This is a genomic window from Streptomyces alanosinicus (genome assembly GCF_014650595.1).
In the GTDB taxonomy this organism is placed as follows: Bacteria; Actinomycetota; Actinomycetes; order Streptomycetales; family Streptomycetaceae; genus Streptomyces; species Streptomyces alanosinicus.
In genome coordinates, this window is the sequence record NZ_BMVG01000030.1 from 36,321 (window position 1) to 54,041 (window position 17,721).

Here is a 17,721-nt window from a genome sequence, read left to right on the forward strand (position 1 = left end):
CCGCCCCATCCCCTGCGCATCCCCTCCCCTGGCCAGCGGGCCCTCCCCTCCCCTGGTCAGCGGGCCCGCCCGTGGTCCAGGCTGGCCCGTACCCGCTGTTCCGCGCCGTCCGGCCGCAGGAGTCCCCGTGTCCAAGCCTCGCTTCGCCGTCCTCGGCGCCGGCACCATCGGCTGCCATCTCGGCGGCCATCTGGCCGCCGCCGGGTACGAGGTGACCTTCATCGGCCGGCCCGCCGCGATGGACGTGCTGCGCGAGCGGGGCCTCACCCTCAGCACCTCCGTCCGCCCGCCCGTCCGCCTCACGCCGGACCGGCTGACCCTGGCCACCGGCGCCGAGGCCGCCGCCGGCGCCGACTATGTGCTGGTCACCGTGAAGAGCGCGGGCACCGGCGCCGCCGCCGGGGAGCTCGCCCCGCACCTCGCCCCCGGCACCGTCGTGGTCAGCTTCCAGAACGGACTGCACAACCCCGCCACCCTGCGCGCCGCGCTCCCCGGCCGCACCGTGCTGGCCGGGATGGTGCCCTACAACGTGGTGCGGTCCGAGCTGGGCACCGTGCACCAGGGCATGCCGGGCCGGCTCATGACCGAGCCCGACGACGGGCTCGTCGCCGCGTTCCGCGAGGCGCGCCTCGCCATCGAGGCCCGCACCGACATGCCCGGCGTGCAGCACGGCAAGCTGCTACTCAACCTCAACAACGCGGTCAACGCCCTCTCCGGGCTGCCGCTCGCCGACCAGCTCGGCCGGCGGGCGTACCGCCGCTGTCTCGCGTTGTGCCAGCGCGAGGCTCTCGCCGCCTACCGGGCCGCCGGTGTCGCACCCGCCCGCCTCGGCCCCACCGCGCCCGGTGTCACGCCGTATCTGCTGGGGCTGCCCGACGCGGTCTTCCGGCGGGTGGCGGCGGCGTCCCTGCGGATCGACGCCCATGCCAGGTCCTCGATGTGGGAGGACCTGCGGCGGGGCCGCCCCACCGAGATCGACTCCCTGCAGGGCGAGATCGTCGGCCTCGCCGAGGCGCATGGGCTGAGCGCCCCTGTCAACGCCCGCCTCGTCACGCTGGTGCACGAGGCCGAGCGCGGCCCGCGCACCTGGAGCGGGCCCGAGCTGTACGCGGAGCTGCGGGCGGCACGGCGGCACGGGCGGTCCTGAGCGTCGCCGGGCGCGGCCCCGTTGCCCGGTACTCCCCCCGCCCCGCACAGTGAAGGCATGGACGAACGACAGGCCCGGCGCTGGCTCGCCACCGCGCTCGACGAGGCCCGTGCCGGACTGGCCGAGGGCGGGATCCCGATCGGGGCCGCGCTCTACGCCCCCGACGGCACCCTCCTCGGCCGCGGCCGCAACCGGCGGGTCCAGGACGGCGATCCCTCGGCCCACGCGGAGACGGCCGCGTTCCGCGCGGCGGGACGGCAGCGCGGCTACCGGGGTACGACCATGGTCACCACGCTCTCCCCGTGCTGGTACTGCAGCGGCCTGGTCCGCCAGTTCGGCATCTCCCGGGTGGTGATCGGCGAGGCCACCACCTTCCACGGCGGGCACGACTGGCTCGCCGGGCAGGGGGTGGAGATCGTGGTCCTGGAGGACCCCGAGTGCGTCGCGGTGATGCGCGCCTTCGTCAGGGACAACCCGGAGCTGTGGAATGAGGACATCGGTGAGTAGCGCACGCGTTCCCGTCATCGATCTGCGCCCCTGGCGGGGCGGCGCCGAGGAGACCCGCGCCGCCCTCGCCCGTACCGTCGACGAGGCCCTGCAGAGCGCCGGGTTCCTGCTGGTCACCGGGCACGGGGTGGACTCCGGGCTGCGGTCCGGGGTCCGGGAGGCGGCGCGGGCGTTCTTCCGGCTTCCCGAGGAGGTCAAGCGGCGGTACGCGGTGAAGGTCGGCGGCCGGGGCTGGCTCGGGCCCGGCGCGGAGGCCAACGGCTACGCGGAGGGCACCGAGACGCCGCCCGACCTGAAGGAGTCGCTGAGCTTCGCCACGGACGAGCCGTACGACGATCCCGTCGTCAACGCGCAGTGGTACGCGCCCAATGTGTGGCCCGCCGAGGTGCCCGGCCTCAAGGCGCTCGGCCAGGAGTACCTGACGCGGATGGCCGCCCTGGAGAAGGAGCTGCTGTCGCTGCTGGGGTACGCGCTGGGACTGGAACGCGACTTCTTCTCCCGGCACATGGACCATCCGACGTACGGCTTCAACATCAACTGGTATCCGGGCACGGAGGTGGTCGGCGAGCCGTTGCCGGGGCAGTTCCGGATCGGACCGCACACCGACTTCGGGACCGTCACCATCCTCGACCGGCAGGCCGGCAAGGGCGGGCTCCAGGTGTACACCGACGAAGGAGGGTGGCAGGACGCGCCGTACGATCCGGCCGCGTTCACCGTCAACATCGGTGATCTGCTGGCCCGTTGGACCGGTGACCGATGGCGGTCCGGGCGGCACCGGGTGCTGCCGCCGCCGGTCGACGCGCCCGCCGAGGAGCTGATGTCGCTCGTGTACTTCGGCGAGTGCACCCCCGGCACCCTCGTGCGGTCCGTGCCGGCGCCGGTGGGCCGGGTGGCGTATCCGCCGGTCGACTCGCATGTGTATCTGCGCGAGAAGCTCGACTCGATCACCGTCGGTTAATCCGTCTCGCGTTCGATCAGCCACCCGTTGGGGTGAAAAGAACCCGGCGCGCATGTCCCGGCCGCGTCCCACGGCATTGCCAAGGGAGGGGCCCGCGACCAGGGCCCCTTTCTGTGATGGGAGACGCGTGCGAATCACTGACATCCAGCGCTGCGAGGTCCGGCCGGGACGGCTCGTCGAGTGGACACTGAGCCCGGCGACCGTGGCGGCGGCCACGGCGCTCCCGGAGGACTCCCGGCCACCCGCCTATATCCAGGAGTCGCACATCAGGACCGCCAAGTGCGTCCGGGAGGACGGGCTGTTCGTACCGACCTGGCTCGGCACCGGCTTCGACCTGCCGGGCCCGGTCGACCTCGATGTGCTCCAGGGGGCACTGCGCGCCTGGACGGTACGGCACGAGACGCTGCGCAGCGGATTCCGCTGGGCGGGCCCGTCGGGGGACGAACTGCGCCGCTTCACCCTCGACGCCGCCGATGTGACCCTGCACCGGGAGGAGGTCGGCGACTTCCCCGACGCGCAGGAACTGGTCGGGCATCTCCAGGACCGCTTCGACACCGTCGCGGACGCGCTGCGCTGGCCGAACCTGATCTACACCGCGGTCGTACGGGACGACGGCGCCAGCGTGTACATGGCCTTCGACCACAGCAACGTCGACGCCTACTCCCTGACCCGGATCGCCTCCGACGTGCACGAGCTGTACACGGCGGGCCTCGCCGGCATCGAGCCCGACTCCCTCGACCCGCCGGCCAGTTACGTCGACTTCTGCGAGATCGAGCGGGCCGACGCGGACGCCATCGACGGCCGGCACTCCGTCGTGGAGCGCTGGCGCGAGTTCATCCGGCGCGGCGACGGCAGGCTGCCGGGCTTCCCGGTCGACCTCGGCCTGGAGCCGGACGGCCCGCTGCCGCGCCAGAAGATGCTGTGCGAGCCGCTCGCCGACGCGGACGAGGCGGCGGCGTTCGAGGCGTACTGCAGGCCCTACGGCGGCAGCCTGGTCGGGCTGCTGGCCGCGACCGGGCTGATCGTGCACGAGCTGGGCGGGCACTCGGTGTACCGGACCGTGGTGCCGTTCCACACCCGGGTGAAGTCCCGCTGGAACGACTCGGTGGGCTGGTACGTGGGCGGCGCCCCCATCGAGGTCCCCCTCGGCCGTGCGACGGGCTTCCCGGACGCCCTGCGTGCGGTGCGCGGCGAACTGCAGGCCAACCGGCCGCTGGCCCGGATGCCGCTGGCCCGGGTGCTGAGGCTGCTCGGCGCGGACTTCCGGCCGACCTCGCCGGACCTGTACTCGATCGTCTCCTACCTCGACGCCCGGAGCGTGCCCGGCGCCGAACGCTGGGCCGAGCAGCGGGCGCACGCGCTGCTGCGGGTGTCGTACGGCGATCAGGTGTGCGTGTGGGTGAACCGGCTGCACGAGGGGCTGTGGCTGGCGAGCCGGTACCCGGACACGGATGTGGCGGCGAAGAATCTGCGGCTGTATGCCGAGCGGCTGCGCGACCACATCTCCTCGGTGGCCCACGGCAGCCTGTCCGCGGTCTCCTAGGACCCGGCCCCTAGGACCCAGCCCCCAGCCATTCGACCAGACGTTCGAATCGGCTGCGCCAGCTCGCCTCGCTCTCCCTCTCGCCCTGGAACTCATGGGTGAAGCGCAGCACGCTCCCGGTGTCCCCGGCCCGCTCCAGATGGAACCGGATCCGGCCGCCGCCCCCGACGGTGTACTCGGCGACCCGGTCGACGTCCCAGGCGGTGACCCGGCCGGAGCCCAGGTCACGCAGGCTGACCGCGCCGTCGAGGCGAGGCTGCAGAACGTCGACGGCGGTGCACCACGCCCCGAGTCCCTCAGGGGTGGCCACCGCCGGCCAGACGTCTTCCATGGGCCTCGGGAGCCGCACCAGGAAGTGGAGTATGTGCGTGTTCCCGTGGGTCCGGCTGGTGCCCTGTGCGATGGAACCGCTCATGACACCAGTGTGGGCGCCCCTCGGCTCACACGCCCGCGTAGGAGTGCTTGCCGCTGACGAAGATGTTGACGCCGTAGTAGTTGAACAGCCAGCAGCCGAAGGCGATCATCGCCAGATAGGCGGCCTTGCGGCCCTTCCAGCCGGCCGTCGCGCGGGCGTGCAGATAGCAGGCGTAGGCGACCCAGGTGATGAAGGACCAGGTCTCCTTCGGGTCCCAGTTCCAGTAGCGGCCCCAGGCGTCGCCCGCCCAGATCGCGCCCGCGATGATCGTGAAGGTCCACAGCGGGAAGACGGCCGCGTTGACCCGGTAGGCGAACTTGTCCAGGGACGCCGAGGCGGGCAGCCGCTCCAGCACCGAGGTCGCGAACGCGCCCGGCTTGCCGCCGGTCTGCAGCTTGTTCTCGTAGGAGTCCTTGAACAGGTACAGGATCGTGGCGACCGCGCCGACGTAGAACACCGCACCGCAGAAGATCGCGGTGGAGACGTGGATGTACAGCCAGTACGAGTGCAGCGCGGGGACCAGCTGGTCGCTCGCGGTGTACAGGACGGTGACCGCGAGACCGAGGTCCAGCAGGACCGTGGTGATCAGGAACAGCCCGAGCCAGCGCACGTTCTTCTTCAGCGCCAGCAGCGCCAGGTACACCCCGACGGCGACGGTGGAGAAGGTGATGTTGAACTCGTACATGTTGCCCCACGGCGCCCGCTGCACGGAGGCCGCGCGGGCGACGACACCGCACAGCTCCACCAGGAAGGCGAGCACCGTGAGGGACACGGCGATCCGGCCGTACAGGTCGCCCTGTACGTCACCGCCGTGCGCGCCGGGCCCGTCCGGCACATCGCGGGCGCCGGCCGCGGCGCGGACGACGACCCGGGGCCGCTCCAGTACGGCGGTGCCCCCGGCCCGCTTGACGGTGACGGCGGGCGCGCTCGCCTTCCGCGTGTCCTCGGCGGTCAGCGCGGCCGCCGTGCGAGCGACCTTGCTGCGGCTGCCGAAGAGCCACTCGGCGATGTACGCGAAGAAGGCCAGGGTGTAGACGGCCATGGACGAGTAGATCAGCGTGTTGCTGATGCTCGCCAGATGTTCGTTGGTCGCGGCAGCGAGGTCGGCAGCGGCGGCGAGAGTCACTTCTCAGCCCCTTCGGCAGGTACGACGGAGGATTCGGTGGAGTCGTCGTCGGGTTCGGCGGCCCCCGGCGCCTGGTCGTAGAGGATTCCGGCGAGGTCGCCCAGTTCCTCGGGCACCTTGGCGGACTCGCTGCGGCCGAGTCCGGCCATCTCGACGACCGTCACGCCGTCGGCGCCGCGCACCGCGCGCACCCACACCCGGCGCCGCTGGATGAACAGGGACGCGGCCAGACCGAAGATCGCGGCGATGGCACCGCCCAGCGCCCAGCCGCTGCCGGGCTCCTGGACGATCTCGAAGCCGGCCCATTCCTTGATGTCCTTCTCGAAGGTGACGGAGCCGGCACCGTTCGGCAGGGTGAGCGTGTCGCCCGGCTGCAGCAGCTTCTTCAGCAGCTGGCCCTTGCCGTCCTTGAACGCCTTCATGTGCGTCTTGTCGAGCTGGTACACGTTCTGGGTGCCCGCGTTGACCCCCAGGTCGCCGTGGTAGGCGTTCACCGCGAGCAGCGGGTTCACCAGCGCGGGGAACTGCGAGAGCATCGTGCCGCTCTTCGGGTCGAAGGTCGGCACGAAGAACGCCTGGAAGCCGAGCTGTTCCTTCTTGCCCTGCCCGTCGCGGTAGCCGTCCATCACCTTCACCACGCCGTTGGAGGTGACGTTTCCGTCGAGCGGCAGCAGCGGCACGGCGTCGTGGAAGACCTCCTTGCCCTTGCCGTCGCGCACGGTGATGACAGGCGCGTAGCCGTGGCTGACGAGGTAGACCTTGGAGTCGTCGATGGTCAGGGGCTTGTTGACCTGGACGGTGGCCGGCTGGTCCTTGCCGTACGCGCCCTTGCTGTAGGTGATCTTCGCTTCGAAGGTGCGCGGGGTGCCCCGGTTGGGGCCGTCGACCTCGTAGGTCGCCCTGAAGTCCTTCAGGTCGAAGCTGAACGGCACGAGGTCGTCGCCCCGGAACAGGCTGCCGGACTTGAAGTCGTCGTACTGCGGCAGCGCGTTGGCGAAGCCGTCGCCCTCGACCACCAGCTTGGTGCCGTCGGCCTTGTACAGCTGGCCGGAGGCGAAGGCGATCAGCAGCACGATCAGGGCGACATGGAAGGCCAGGTTGCCCAGCTCGCGCAGATAGCCCTTCTCGGCGGCGACGGCGTCGCCGGCGAGATGGGCGCGGAAGCGGCGCTTCTTCAGCAGGGCGAGCGCGGCCTCGCGGACCTGCTCGGGCTCGGCCGTGGTGCGCCAGGTGGTGTACGCGGGCAGCCGGGTCAGCCGCTTCGGCGCGGCCGGCGGCCGGCCGCGCAGCTGGCCGACGAACTGCCAGGTGCGCGGGACGATACAGCCGATGAGGGAGACGAACAGCAGGATGTAGATCGCGGAGAACCACACCGAGCTGTAGACGTGGAACAGGCCGAGCTTGTCGTAGATCGGCGCGAGCGTCGTGTGGGCCTTGCGGAAGTCGTCGACCTTGTTCAGGTCGGCGCCGGTCTGCGGGATGAGCGAGCCGGGGATCGCGCCGAGCGAGAGCAGCAGGAGCAGCAGCAGCGCGACCCGCATGGAGGTCAGCTGCCGCCAGAACCAGCGGGCCCAGCCGATGACACCGAGGCCCGGCGCGACGGACAGCTCCTCGGCGGGCGCGGTGGACAGCTGGGAGCCGGCGGCGCCGAGGTCCTCCTGGTCCGGGGCGTTGTCGGTTTCGGTCTTGCTCATCGGTCAGATCCCCACATCGAAGCCGCCGGACCAGATCTGCATCTGCTGCACCAGACTGTCCCAGGCACCGGTCAGCAGCAGCACACCGGTCACGATCATCATCGTCCCGCCGATGCGCATCACCCAGACATAGTGGCGCTTGACCCAGGCGAAGGCGCCGAGCGCCTTGCGGAAGGCCACGGCGGCGAGCACGAAGGGCAGGCCGAGACCGATGCAGTAGACGACCATCAGCAGGGCGCCGCGCCCGGCGCTCGACTCCCGCATGGCGAGGATGTTCACCGACGACAGCGTCGGGCCCAGGCAGGGGGTCCAGCCGATCCCGAACAGGGCTCCCACGATCGGCGCGCCCACCAGGCCGGTCGTCGGCCGCTTGTGGAAGCGGAACTCGCGCTGGGTGAACCAGGGCATCAGCCCCATGAAGAAGACGCCCATGAGGATCATGAACACGCCGAGCACTTGGGACAGTACGTCCTTGTGCTCCTGCAGGGTCCAGCCGAAGGAGCCGAACAGGGCTCCGGTGGAGATGAACACGGCGCTGAAGCCGAGCACGAACAGGGAGGCCCCGGTCACCATCCGCCAGCGCCGGGCCTCGCCGAGGTCGGTGCCGGCGACTCCGGTGACGTAGGAGAGATAGCCGGGGACGAGCGGCAGGACGCAGGGCGAGAAGAAGGAGACGAGCCCGCCGATCAGGGCGATCGGCGCGGCCGCGAGCAAGGCGCCGTGCAGCACGGTCTGGTTCTGGCCCACCGCCAGCATCAGCGTCGCGCTCACGTCACTTCTCCGCGAGGACGGGCTTGAGCATCTTCAGCAAAGACGTGTCGTCGAGCGCTTCCAGGGCCCGCGCGGCGACCTTCCCGTGCCTGTCGATGACGAGCGTGGAGGGGATCAGCTGCGGGTTGAGCGTGCCCTTCTCGAAGCGCAGCATCAGCTTGCCCGTGGGGTCGTACAGGCTCGGGTAGCCGATCCCGTGTTCCTTCTCGAAGTTCACCGCGGGGGTGGTGCTGGTGTCGCGGGTGTTGATCCCGACGAACTGCACACCCTTGCCCGCGTACTGCTTCGACACCTTCGAGAAGTACGTGGCCTCCTCGCGGCACGGCCCGCACCAGGAGCCCCAGACGTTGATGACGACGACCTGGCCCTTGTAGTCGGCGACGTCCAGGGACTTGCCGTCGATGGTCTGGCCGGACAGGTCCGGCGCCGCCGCGCGCTGACCCGCGGCCACGGTGTCGATGCCGTTGTTGCCGGTGACGAAGTTGGTGTTGCCACCGCCGCCGGAGGTGCCGCCCTTGCCGCACGCGGACAGGGTCAGGGCCGCCGCCGCGGCCATGGCGCCGAGCAGGACGGCGCGGCTACGGGTACTCATGTGAAAAGTTTCGCATGCCAGTTCCGGGGATTTCGCGCGCCCCCCTGTCGGGCGGAAAACCGCATTTCAGGAGCTACTTACACGGGACATTTCCGACAGGGGGTCACACCGGAAGCGGACCAGGGCCGCACCGGGCCCTGCCGGGCCTCAGGCGAGGAACGTCTTCCAGCCGCCGGTGGGCTGCGCTCCGACCCCCAGCGTGCGCAGCTTGGCGAGCACCTCGGGCTTCTGTACGTCCATCCAGTCGACGAACTGCCGGAAGGAGACCATCCGGACGTCCGCGCCCTTCTCCTTCTCCGCCGCGATGTGCTTGAAGGCCTCCTCGACGGAATCCATGTAGATGCCGCCGTTCCAGTGCTCGAAGTGATTGCCGATGAAGAACGGCGCCCGGTTCGTCTCGTACGCCCGCGTAAAGCCCGCGATGTACGCACCCGCGGACTGCTTGCGCCAGCCCGGGTAGTTGTAGGCGGGCGCATGGGTCGAGTTCTTGGACTGGTTGGCCATCATGTTGTAGTCCATCGAGAGGACCTCGAAGGAACGACCGGGGAAAGGTACCTGCTGCAGCGGCAGGTCCCAGATGCCGAGCCGCTTCACCGGCCACACCTGAAGGCCGCCCGGCGAGGAGGCGTCGTAGCGCCAGCCCAGCTTCTTGGCCGTGGGCAGCAGGTTGTTCTGGCCGAGCAGACAGGGCGTGCGGCCGCCGGCCAGCTCCTTGTCGTAGTCGAACGGCAGGGAGGGCATGTCGGACCAGCCGGTGTTGGTCCGCCACTCCTTCACGAACGCCTTGGCCTGCCGGATCTCGCTCTCCCACTGCTGCGGGGTCCACCACTTCACCGAGCCGTGGGCCTCACCGCAGAAGTGCCCGTTGAAGTGGGTGCCTATCTCATGACCCTCCAGCCAGGCCCGGCGCACATTGGTGAGGGTCATCTTGATGTGCTCGTCGGTGAGGTAGCCGATGTCGGAGGCACCGCGCAGGTTGTTCGGCGGCTCGTACATCCGCTTCTTCGCCTCGGGCAGCAGATACAGCCCCGAGAGGAAGAAGGTCATGCTCGCGCCGTGCTGCTTGGCGAGGTCCAGAAAGCGCGGGAAGAGTCCGTTGCCGACCTCGCCGGCACCGTCCCAGGAAAAGATCACGAACTGCGGCGGGGTCTGGCCCGGCTCCAGCGGCTCGGGCTTGTCCGGCTGGTGGGGCTGCTTGCCCGTGAAGGACGTGGAGCCGTCCCCGATCGGCCGGCCGGCCGTCGAGCCTCCCCCGTCCTGGCCGTTCTTCCCCTGATCGGAACCGGTCGAGTGCCCGGCACCGTCCGATGAGGTGCCGGTCCCGCAACCGGCGAGGGTGGCGGCGGCGGCCGCACCCGCACCCAGGCCGAGTATTCCCCGGCGGGAGAGAGTCCGGGAGACGGTGCGCATGGAAATCCCCGATTCGTCGCGCCTACTGGTAGTCACCCAGTGAGAGGGCACGACGATCGGGGAGGTTCACCTGGATTCTTATGTTTTTCGCAATATCTCCGGCAAATTGCTCTACGGCAAGTCAAATAACCTGCTGGAGAGGTGAGTTACGCGCCGAAGGCCTTGCCCTTTCCCTGCACCGGTTTGGCACCGGCCCGCAGATGGGCCGGGACGAGATCGATGGCGGGCTCGCTGTAGCCGACCGACACGATCTTGTCGCCCAGATAGGTGAAGGTCGTCAGGGAGGCCAGGGTGCACTGCCGCTTGCGCGGATCGTGCCACAGCCGCCGCCGCTCCACATAGGACCGCACGATCCAGATCGGCAGCTGATGACTGACCAGCACCGCCTCGTGCCCGCGGGCGGCGTCCTTGGCCGCGTTCAGCGCGCCGGTCATCCGCACCACCTGGTCGACGTACGGCTCGCCCCAGGACGGCTTGAACGGGTTGACCAGGTGCTTCCAGTTCTCCGGCCGCTGCAGCGCGCCGTCCCCCACCCCGAAGGTCTTGCCCTGGAAGACGTTGTCGGCCTCGATGAGCCGCTCGTCGGTGTCCAGGTCGAGACTGTGCGCCTTGGCGATCGGGGCGGCCGTCTCCTGCGCCCGCTCCAGCGGCGAGGCGCAGACGTACGTCACATCCCGCGCGGCGAGATGCTCGGCGACCCGGTCGGCCATCTGCCGGCCCAGCTCGGACAGGTGGTATCCGGGCAGCCGCCCGTACAGAATCCCGTCCGGGTTGTCGACCTCGCCGTGCCGCATGACATGGACGACGGTGACGTCCTTGTCCCTGGCACCGCCGCCGATGCCGGTGCTGCCGCCGATGCCGGTGCTGCCAATGCTGTTGCTCACGCGGTGGCCTCCGCAGCCGCCCGGGCCGCCGCCGGAAGGGCGTCGGCGATCTTCTGGATGGCCCGCTCGTCGTGGGCCGTGGACACGAACCAGGACTCGAAGGACGACGGCGGCAGATAGACGCCGTTCGACAGCAGCGAGTGGAAGAACGCCGTGAAGCGGAACGACTCCTGCCGCTTGGCGTCCTCGTAGTCCCGCACCTGCCGGTCGGTGAAGAACACGGAGAACATGTTGGAGGCGGTCTGCAGTCGGTGTGCGACGCCCTCCTTGTTCAGCGCCTCGGTGACGAGGGCCTGGATCCGCCGCGACACCTCGTCGACGGTGTCGTAGGCGGCGTCGTCGAGGAGCCGCAGCTGGGCGAGGCCGGCGGCGGTGGCGACGGGGTTACCGGACAGCGTGCCGGCCTGGTACACGGGCCCGGCGGGCGCGAGATGCGCCATGACGTCGGCCCGCCCGCCGAAGGCGGCGGCGGGGAAGCCCCCGCCCATGACCTTCCCGAAGGTCATCAGATCCGGCTTGACCCCGTCGATGCCGTACCACCCGGCGCGACTCGTACGGAACCCCGTCATGACCTCGTCGGAGATGTAGAGCGCGCCGTTCTTCCCGCAGGCGTCCTTCAGGCCCTGGTTGAAGCCGGGGTTCGGCGGGACGACGCCCATGTTCCCCGGCGAGGCCTCGGTGATCACACAGGCGATCTCGCCCGGGAACCGGTGGAAGGCCTCCTGCACGGCCTCCAGATCGTTGTACGGCAGCACGATCGTGTCGCCGGCCTGGGCGCCGGTGACACCGGGCGTGTCCGGCAGTCCGAACGTGGCGAGCCCGCTGCCGGCCGCGGCGAGCAGCGCGTCCACGTGCCCGTGGTAGCACCCGGCGAACTTGATCACCTTGGACCGCCCGGTGAACCCGCGGGCGAGCCGGATCGCGGACATGGTCGCCTCGGTCCCGCTGCTGACGAGCCGGACCTGCGCCACGGGCTCGACCCTGGCGACGATCTCCTCGGCGAGCGCGACCTCTCCCTCGCCGGGCGTGCCGAAGGACGTACCGCGGGCGACGGCCTCCTGGACGGCGGCGATGACCTCGGGGTGCGCGTGCCCGAGGATCATGGGCCCCCAGGAGCAGACGAGATCCACATACTCCCGCCCGTCGGCGTCGGTCAGATAGGGACCGCTGCCGGACACCATGAAGCGGGGCGTGCCGCCGACGGCGCGGAAGGCGCGCACCGGCGAGTTCACACCGCCGGGGGTGACGACGGAGGCACGGTCGAAGAGCGCCTGGGAGGCGGGCGCATCGTAGGAATAGGGCGTTTCGCTCAGGGCACTCATGACGTGCGGCTTCTCCGGCTTCTCGGACTCCGGTGACGTGATGACCTCCTCAGGGTAGGCCGCGGCCCGACCACAGCGGGGGTCGGCTCGGGATCGGGGCGGATCGGGGGGCGGGGCGGGGCCTGGATCCGGGCGCGGGTCGGGGCTCCGTCATCCACCGCCGCCGTCCGCCATCTGCGAGACTGAGACCTGATACACACAGCTCATACGCACGTAATGATCAGGGGCCGGAAAGAACCCGTGGACTGTTGTTCAACCGCACGTTTCGGCGGGCGGACGTGGGGGAGGTCACTGACACGATGATCGGGTTGCGCGGCGGGGGCCACGCGTCCTAGAAAAGCAGTCGGGTGGAGATATGCATCGCGGTGGCGGACTGGGCGAGGGGACTGATGACCTGGGTCCTCGACGTGCCCGGCGGGGAAGGCACCGGCGCGACGCGGAGGAAGCGACCGAAGCACGTCACACACAGGGTGTACCGGGTGAGCCCGAGCGGCGGGCCGACCGTCTCAGGGCGGGGAGCAGGAATGGTGGTCGGGTGGGGGTGACGTACAAATACTTCGGTGCGCCGGACGGCGCGACCGCGGCCCGCGTTCCCATCTCGATGCGCCCGGAGGAACTCGGCGGCGACGAGCTGGGCATGAACGGCATGTTCACCAAGATCAAGCCGGAGACGATGGCCGCGATGGTGCTGACCGGCATCGAGGGCGTCCCCCTGCACAAGGTCCCGCCCCTGGAACTGGTCGTCCTGCACCCCGACTACGCGGTCGTGAAGCTCCCCATGACCGTCGTCGACCCCTTGCGCGGCATCGGCGAGGAAGCGGTCGGCGCGGCCGCCTTCATCTGGTCTACGGTCCCTGACCGCGGGGGTCCGCGGGACGCGTTCAACGTGTACCAGTTGCTGCACGAGTGGCAGGACTTCTCGCATCGGTTGCATGAGGCGGGGCATCAGCCGTATTGCTTGGTGTGGCCCTGAGCTGGGGTTTCAGGGGTTTCGGGCGGGGTTTCTGACCCCGCCCTCGTCATGTGCGGAGAGAGGCCGTCAGGCGGCCAGGGCACATTGAGGGCACATGGGTTGTGATCAGGGCACTGGCGTGCGCCGCGCCCTTCCCTGTAGCTCGTGCTCTGCCCGTCCCGGTACTGCGCGTAGGTCGATGGGATGCCGGTGACGCGTTGTGCATTCAACATTGCCCATCGTCAGAGGCATGCGCCAGAATCATCGGGCATTTGACAAAACCTCGTGCCACAGACGATCCCGCAGGCTTCCGCGAACTGCTCGGGTGTCCGCTTGACGGGCGGCGTTGGGGGCGAGTGAGTTCTGTTGCGGGAAGGACACCGCTGTGGAGAGCGCCGCTGGAAGCGCGAAGCCAGGAGCCTTACGCGCTTCGGCTGAGGCCGCTGTATCCCTTCTAACCGACGACCGCGTCCCTTACCTCGCCCGGCTCCCGGAGGCGGCCTCGGTGGCGTTGATCAGCGCCGGAACCGAGCTGCGTTATCCCGCTCGTACCGCCCTGCTCATGAAGGGCGAGCCGTCCTCCCACGTCCTGCTCGTCCTGGAAGGTTGGGTGAAGGTGACCGACGGTTCCCCCGGCGGGCACGAAGCACTGCTGGCTCTGCGCGGGCCTGGGGACGTCATTGGCGAAAGCGCCGCGCTCGAGGACACGTCACGGTCCGCTTCGGTGACCACCTTGGAGCCGGTGAGGGCAGTGGTCATCTCGGCGGACCGCTTCAAGGCGTACCTTGACGCGCACCCGACCGCGGCGCGTCAGCTCATGGCCGTGGTCACAGACCGAATGCGTGCCGCGGACCGCAAGCGGCTGGAGCTCGCGGCCTGCGGCGTCAAGGAGAGACTGGCGCGCCTGCTGCTGGAGCTGGCTCAGCACCACGGTGAGGCGGTACCGGAGGGCGTTCTCGTCAGAGTGCCGCTCACTCAGCAGGAGCTCGCCGGAGCAGTGGGGTCGTCTCGTGAGTCGGTTACTCGGCTTCTTCGTGAACTACGGGAGCGCGGCTACGTCACCACGCACCGTCAGTCCCTGGTGGTAGTCAAGCCGGAGATGCTGCGGCGGATCGGCGGCTCTGCGTAATCCGTCACACCAACCGTGCGGCAACGATCCTCGCGGCGCACGACGTGCTGGTTGACCCTGGGTATGGAGTGCTCGGACAGCCAGGGCGGTCGGCCCGGTGGTCGATTCGCCCTCCTGCACTTCGCTTTGGCCTGACGCGCCGGTCGCGCGCTTCTGAGGAGAGACACATGGCGGAACCCAGCAACAAGACGATCCTGCTCATGGACATGGAGGGATCGGGGCGGCGTCGCGACAGCGAACAAGCCGTCATTCACCGCATGTTGTACAGAGTCCTCCACGAGACGCTGTCGGCTGCCGCCATCGAGCCGACCGAGTATCGCAGCGAGGACCGCGGCGACGGCGTCTTCGTCCTCATCGATCCGGCCGTGCCGAAGCCCGCGCTGCTCAGGGCCTTGCTGACGGCGACACCTGAGCAACTCGTCAGCACCAATCGGCTGGCCGCCGAGGGTGCTCGGATCAGGCTGCGGATCGTCGTCCATACAGGCGAAGTGGCACTGGACGAGTTCGGTGCAGTGGGCGCGGATCTCGTCCATGCCTTCCGGCTCCTTGACGCACCGGCGCTACGAAAGGAGCTTGTCGCTACGTCGGAGCCGAGTGTCCTTTGCGTGTCCAACGCCGTGTATCAGGGCGTTGTGCGTCACGCGCATCCGGGTGTACGGCCCGAGCAGTTCCACCCGCTGACCGTCGACAGCAAAGAAGGTGCCACGCTGACGGGCTGGTACCACGACATCTCGCGACGGCACACCGACACCGCCGGATCGGAGCAGCCCGCCGCGGAGTCGACCTCATCGTCCATCCCCGCGCAGGCGGCCGCACCGGTACCCAGGACTGAGCACTCGGCCGACGCGGCTCCGGCTCCGGCGCTGCACACGCGCACCGGCAACTTCTTCTTCGGGACCGCGAGCATCGCCGGGGACGCCATTGCGGGTGACAAGCACGTTGGTACCCGCTCCACCGAGTCGACTCGGCATCGGGACGTGGAAGGAAGCGGAGAGTGAATCAGCACGTGGACGCCCCCTTAGACCCCGAAGACGCCAGCGCCGGACCCAAGGCAGAGAAGGATCCCGGGCGGGCCACCGATACCGGGGACGTGGCGGCACCGCCACCGGATGAAGACCCCGCCCCGGAGGCATGGGAGGCCATCGAGCAGCTCTTTGCTCTCGCCCCGCACCTGCGGTCAGGGCGAGCCAATGTCATGGGGGACACCCAGGTATCAGGCGATGTCGTCGCAGGCGACAAGCGCGTCGATGTGCACCTGCACGAAACCCGCCTGCCCCGGTTGCACACTGTCGGCCCTCTACCGACAGCGCAACTCAACTACCTTGCCGAGACGTTCGCACCGAATCGGCGGTATGACGAGCTGTGCGCGCAACTCACCGCCCGGCGCGTCCTCGTTCTGCGCGGGCGGCCCGGCACAGGCCGTAGGACCGCGGCCCTGCGCATGCTCATGCAGGTCGGTCCAAAAGCCAGCGAGGTGATTGCGCTGGATCCAGGCACGGAGTCGGCCGATTTCGCCGACCACGTCCAGCCCGGCGGAGCCTACGTGGTGGTGGACCCGATCACCAGCCAGGACAGTCCGTTGCGGGACATCCATCTCAACGCCATCCGCCGCCGTCTGGGGGACGACGGGCTCTTTGTCGTCGTCGCAGCGCACGGCACTGTCATGGAGGAAGTGACAGCGCACGATTGGCAACCGCTTCCCGCCGCCGACATCACACGGGCTCACTTGCTGCACGCGATCCAGGGCTCAGCGGCAGACGGACCGGCCGGTGATGCCGCGGCGGCCGACAGGGTACGGCGTTTACTCGAACTGGAGCCGACCGTACAGTATTTGAGCGCCGGCCCGTCACCCACGGAGGCCGCCGACTTCGCTCGGCTTCTCGTGGAGTACGCAGCGGGACGCCGCGACGATGAGGAGCTGTCCAGGTACGGCCATAGATCGGCCGAGGAGATCGCCAGCAGGTGGTTCAGTGAAGACCAGCATTCGGGCGGAGCCTCGCTGCGCGACAAAGCGTTTCTGATCTCGCTCGCCGTATTCGACGGATTGCCATATCCATTGGTGGCCGAACTCGGAGACCTCCTCTACATGCGGCTTCGCACCGTCGAGGAACCCGATCGCACCGCCGGATATCCCGTTTTCGGTTCATCCCCGGATGACCGATTGAGGTTGGCCAGGGCCCAGGAACACGACGAAGAGACCGTAACCGCATGGGGACGCTTGCCCGAACGGGTCGTCGCCTTCCAGAACGACTCCCTCTGGAGCATCGCCCTACGCCACGTCTGGACAAGCCATCCAGCTGTCAGAAAGCCCCTGTTGGCCTGGCTCGACACCCTCGTGACGGACCGCCGGACCTTCGTACGGCTCCGAGCCGCAGTGGCCTCGGGAGTGCTGGCGGCCGCGGACTTCGGTTACGCCTTCGACAGCTTCCTCAATCAATGGGGTTCTTCGCCGAGGCCGATGCAGCGGCAGCTCGCCGCATGGGCGCTGTACACCGCCGCCGAACATGGCATGGACACAGCGGTCAGGCGCCTACTCTCCGACTGGAGCAGCCGACATCACCTGGCACGGAGGTGGACGGTCGCTCGCTCATACGCTCTGCTGGGCGGGGCCACAGCCCCGAGTGCGCTCCGGGACATCGGGCGAATGGCCGCGACCGAACCGCCACCGGACAGCGCACTCCAGTCAGCGCTTGAGCAGGCACTGGAGGCGTTGCTTCAGGGGCCCGCAGCCGTCACGGTTCTGGAGCGACTCGTGCAGTGGCACGCAAGCCGTGGTCCCCTGCGCGAACTGGCAGTAGCAGGATTTCTGCGGGGTGCGCGCAGGCGCCACCGGGCCGTGAGCAACGAGGCGACGACGTGGCCGAGCCTTCTGTGGTTGGCGGAACACGACGCCCACGCCCGACGGTACGCCGTCGTGATGTGGCGGGCGTTGCTGGACAGTCGCTCCAGCCGCGACGCGGCACGTGACGAACTGGTTCGCTGGGTCCGGGTCGCAGAGCGTGCATCCGCGAAAGCGGCACGGCACCGAGCTTTTACGACCGAGGCGCCATTCGAGCAGACGGACCGATACGACACGGTGTCGGACGTAGAGGAGGCGCTGGGCAGACTGCTCCCTCTGCTGGTCGAAAACCAGAACGACTGGGACCGGTTGGACTTCCTTCTGCGCCGGGTCAAAACCCCGGACGGAGGCCAGAGCCCCACGGCCGCCCGGCTCGGGATCGCCCTCGCCAAAGGCCCCGCGGCACTGCCCCGTCCCCTGTGACGGCAGACC

16 protein-coding genes are annotated in these 17,721 nt (G+C 69.4%); 8 read left to right on the forward strand and 8 right to left on the reverse strand.

Annotated elements, in window-relative coordinates; all coding sequences use genetic code 11:
- Window positions 1-127: 127 nt before the first annotated feature.
- The 4 genes from IE277_RS35650 to IE277_RS35665 all read left to right on the forward strand — a co-directional run bounded on the left by IE277_RS35650 (window position 128) and on the right by IE277_RS35665 (window position 4,155).
- Complete coding sequence (locus tag IE277_RS35650) at window positions 128-1,147, forward strand: 2-dehydropantoate 2-reductase (RefSeq protein ID WP_189957893.1); 1,020 nt, start codon at window positions 128-130, stop codon at window positions 1,145-1,147.
- Between the two features lie 57 nt (window positions 1,148-1,204).
- Complete coding sequence (locus IE277_RS35655; RefSeq protein WP_189957894.1) at window positions 1,205-1,654, forward strand: nucleoside deaminase; 450 nt, start codon at window positions 1,205-1,207, stop codon at window positions 1,652-1,654.
- Window positions 1,635-2,612 carry an isopenicillin N synthase family dioxygenase gene (locus IE277_RS35660; RefSeq protein WP_189957895.1) on the forward strand — a complete coding sequence of 326 codons (978 nt, stop codon included), beginning with the start codon at window positions 1,635-1,637 and terminating at the stop codon, window positions 2,610-2,612. The genes IE277_RS35655 and IE277_RS35660 overlap by 20 nt, the downstream gene beginning before the upstream one ends.
- A 127-nt stretch (window positions 2,613-2,739) precedes the next feature.
- The gene (locus tag IE277_RS35665) at window positions 2,740-4,155 is read left to right on the forward strand and encodes a condensation domain-containing protein (RefSeq protein WP_189957896.1); all 1,416 of its coding nucleotides are present in this window, start codon (window positions 2,740-2,742) and stop codon (window positions 4,153-4,155) included.
- Window positions 4,156-4,165: 10 nt separating this feature from the next.
- Here IE277_RS35665 and IE277_RS35670 read toward each other — a convergent pair whose 3' ends face one another.
- The 8 genes from IE277_RS35670 to hemL form a co-directional block, all read right to left on the reverse strand.
- Window positions 4,166-4,570 (reverse strand): SRPBCC family protein, encoded by a 405-nt coding sequence (locus tag IE277_RS35670; RefSeq protein ID WP_189957897.1) that lies wholly within the window; start codon window positions 4,568-4,570, stop codon window positions 4,166-4,168.
- Between the two features lie 25 nt (window positions 4,571-4,595).
- Window positions 4,596-5,696 (reverse strand): c-type cytochrome biogenesis protein CcsB, encoded by a 1,101-nt coding sequence (gene ccsB, locus IE277_RS35675; RefSeq protein ID WP_189957898.1) that lies wholly within the window; start codon window positions 5,694-5,696, stop codon window positions 4,596-4,598.
- On the reverse strand, window positions 5,693-7,390 hold the full coding sequence (resB, locus tag IE277_RS35680; protein WP_189957899.1) for a cytochrome c biogenesis protein ResB: 1,698 nt from the start codon (window positions 7,388-7,390) through the stop codon (window positions 5,693-5,695). The genes ccsB and resB overlap by 4 nt, the downstream gene beginning before the upstream one ends.
- A 3-nt stretch (window positions 7,391-7,393) precedes the next feature.
- The gene (locus IE277_RS35685) at window positions 7,394-8,146 is read right to left on the reverse strand and encodes a cytochrome c biogenesis CcdA family protein (RefSeq protein ID WP_373310965.1); all 753 of its coding nucleotides are present in this window, start codon (window positions 8,144-8,146) and stop codon (window positions 7,394-7,396) included.
- 16 nt (window positions 8,147-8,162) lie between these two features.
- On the reverse strand, window positions 8,163-8,753 hold the full coding sequence (locus IE277_RS35690) for a TlpA family protein disulfide reductase (protein WP_229882205.1): 591 nt from the start codon (window positions 8,751-8,753) through the stop codon (window positions 8,163-8,165).
- 147 nt (window positions 8,754-8,900) lie between these two features.
- Entirely contained in the window at window positions 8,901-10,163 is a 1,263-nt protein-coding gene (locus IE277_RS35695; RefSeq protein WP_189957901.1) for a polysaccharide deacetylase family protein, read from the reverse strand.
- A 146-nt stretch (window positions 10,164-10,309) separates the two neighbouring features.
- Window positions 10,310-10,957 carry a histidine phosphatase family protein gene (locus IE277_RS35700; protein WP_189957938.1) on the reverse strand — a complete coding sequence of 216 codons (648 nt, stop codon included), beginning with the start codon at window positions 10,955-10,957 and terminating at the stop codon, window positions 10,310-10,312.
- 86 nt (window positions 10,958-11,043) lie between these two features.
- A complete protein-coding gene (gene hemL / locus IE277_RS35705) occupies window positions 11,044-12,360 on the reverse strand; it encodes a glutamate-1-semialdehyde 2,1-aminomutase (RefSeq protein WP_189957939.1) in 1,317 nt (438 codons plus the stop codon).
- Between the two features lie 364 nt (window positions 12,361-12,724).
- Here hemL and IE277_RS35710 point away from each other — a divergent pair, with 364 nt between their 5' ends.
- The 4 genes from IE277_RS35710 (at window position 12,725) to IE277_RS35725 (ending at window position 17,712) form a co-directional block, all read left to right on the forward strand.
- On the forward strand, window positions 12,725-13,342 hold the full coding sequence (locus IE277_RS35710) for a hypothetical protein (protein WP_189957902.1): 618 nt from the start codon (window positions 12,725-12,727) through the stop codon (window positions 13,340-13,342).
- 484 nt (window positions 13,343-13,826) lie between these two features.
- Complete coding sequence (locus IE277_RS35715; protein ID WP_229882206.1) at window positions 13,827-14,450, forward strand: Crp/Fnr family transcriptional regulator; 624 nt, start codon at window positions 13,827-13,829, stop codon at window positions 14,448-14,450.
- Between the two features lie 167 nt (window positions 14,451-14,617).
- Window positions 14,618-15,448 (forward strand): adenylate/guanylate cyclase domain-containing protein, encoded by an 831-nt coding sequence (locus tag IE277_RS35720; RefSeq protein WP_189957904.1) that lies wholly within the window; start codon window positions 14,618-14,620, stop codon window positions 15,446-15,448.
- On the forward strand, window positions 15,445-17,712 hold the full coding sequence (locus tag IE277_RS35725) for a hypothetical protein (RefSeq protein WP_189957905.1): 2,268 nt from the start codon (window positions 15,445-15,447) through the stop codon (window positions 17,710-17,712). The genes IE277_RS35720 and IE277_RS35725 overlap by 4 nt, the downstream gene beginning before the upstream one ends.
- Window positions 17,713-17,721 lie beyond the last annotated feature (9 nt).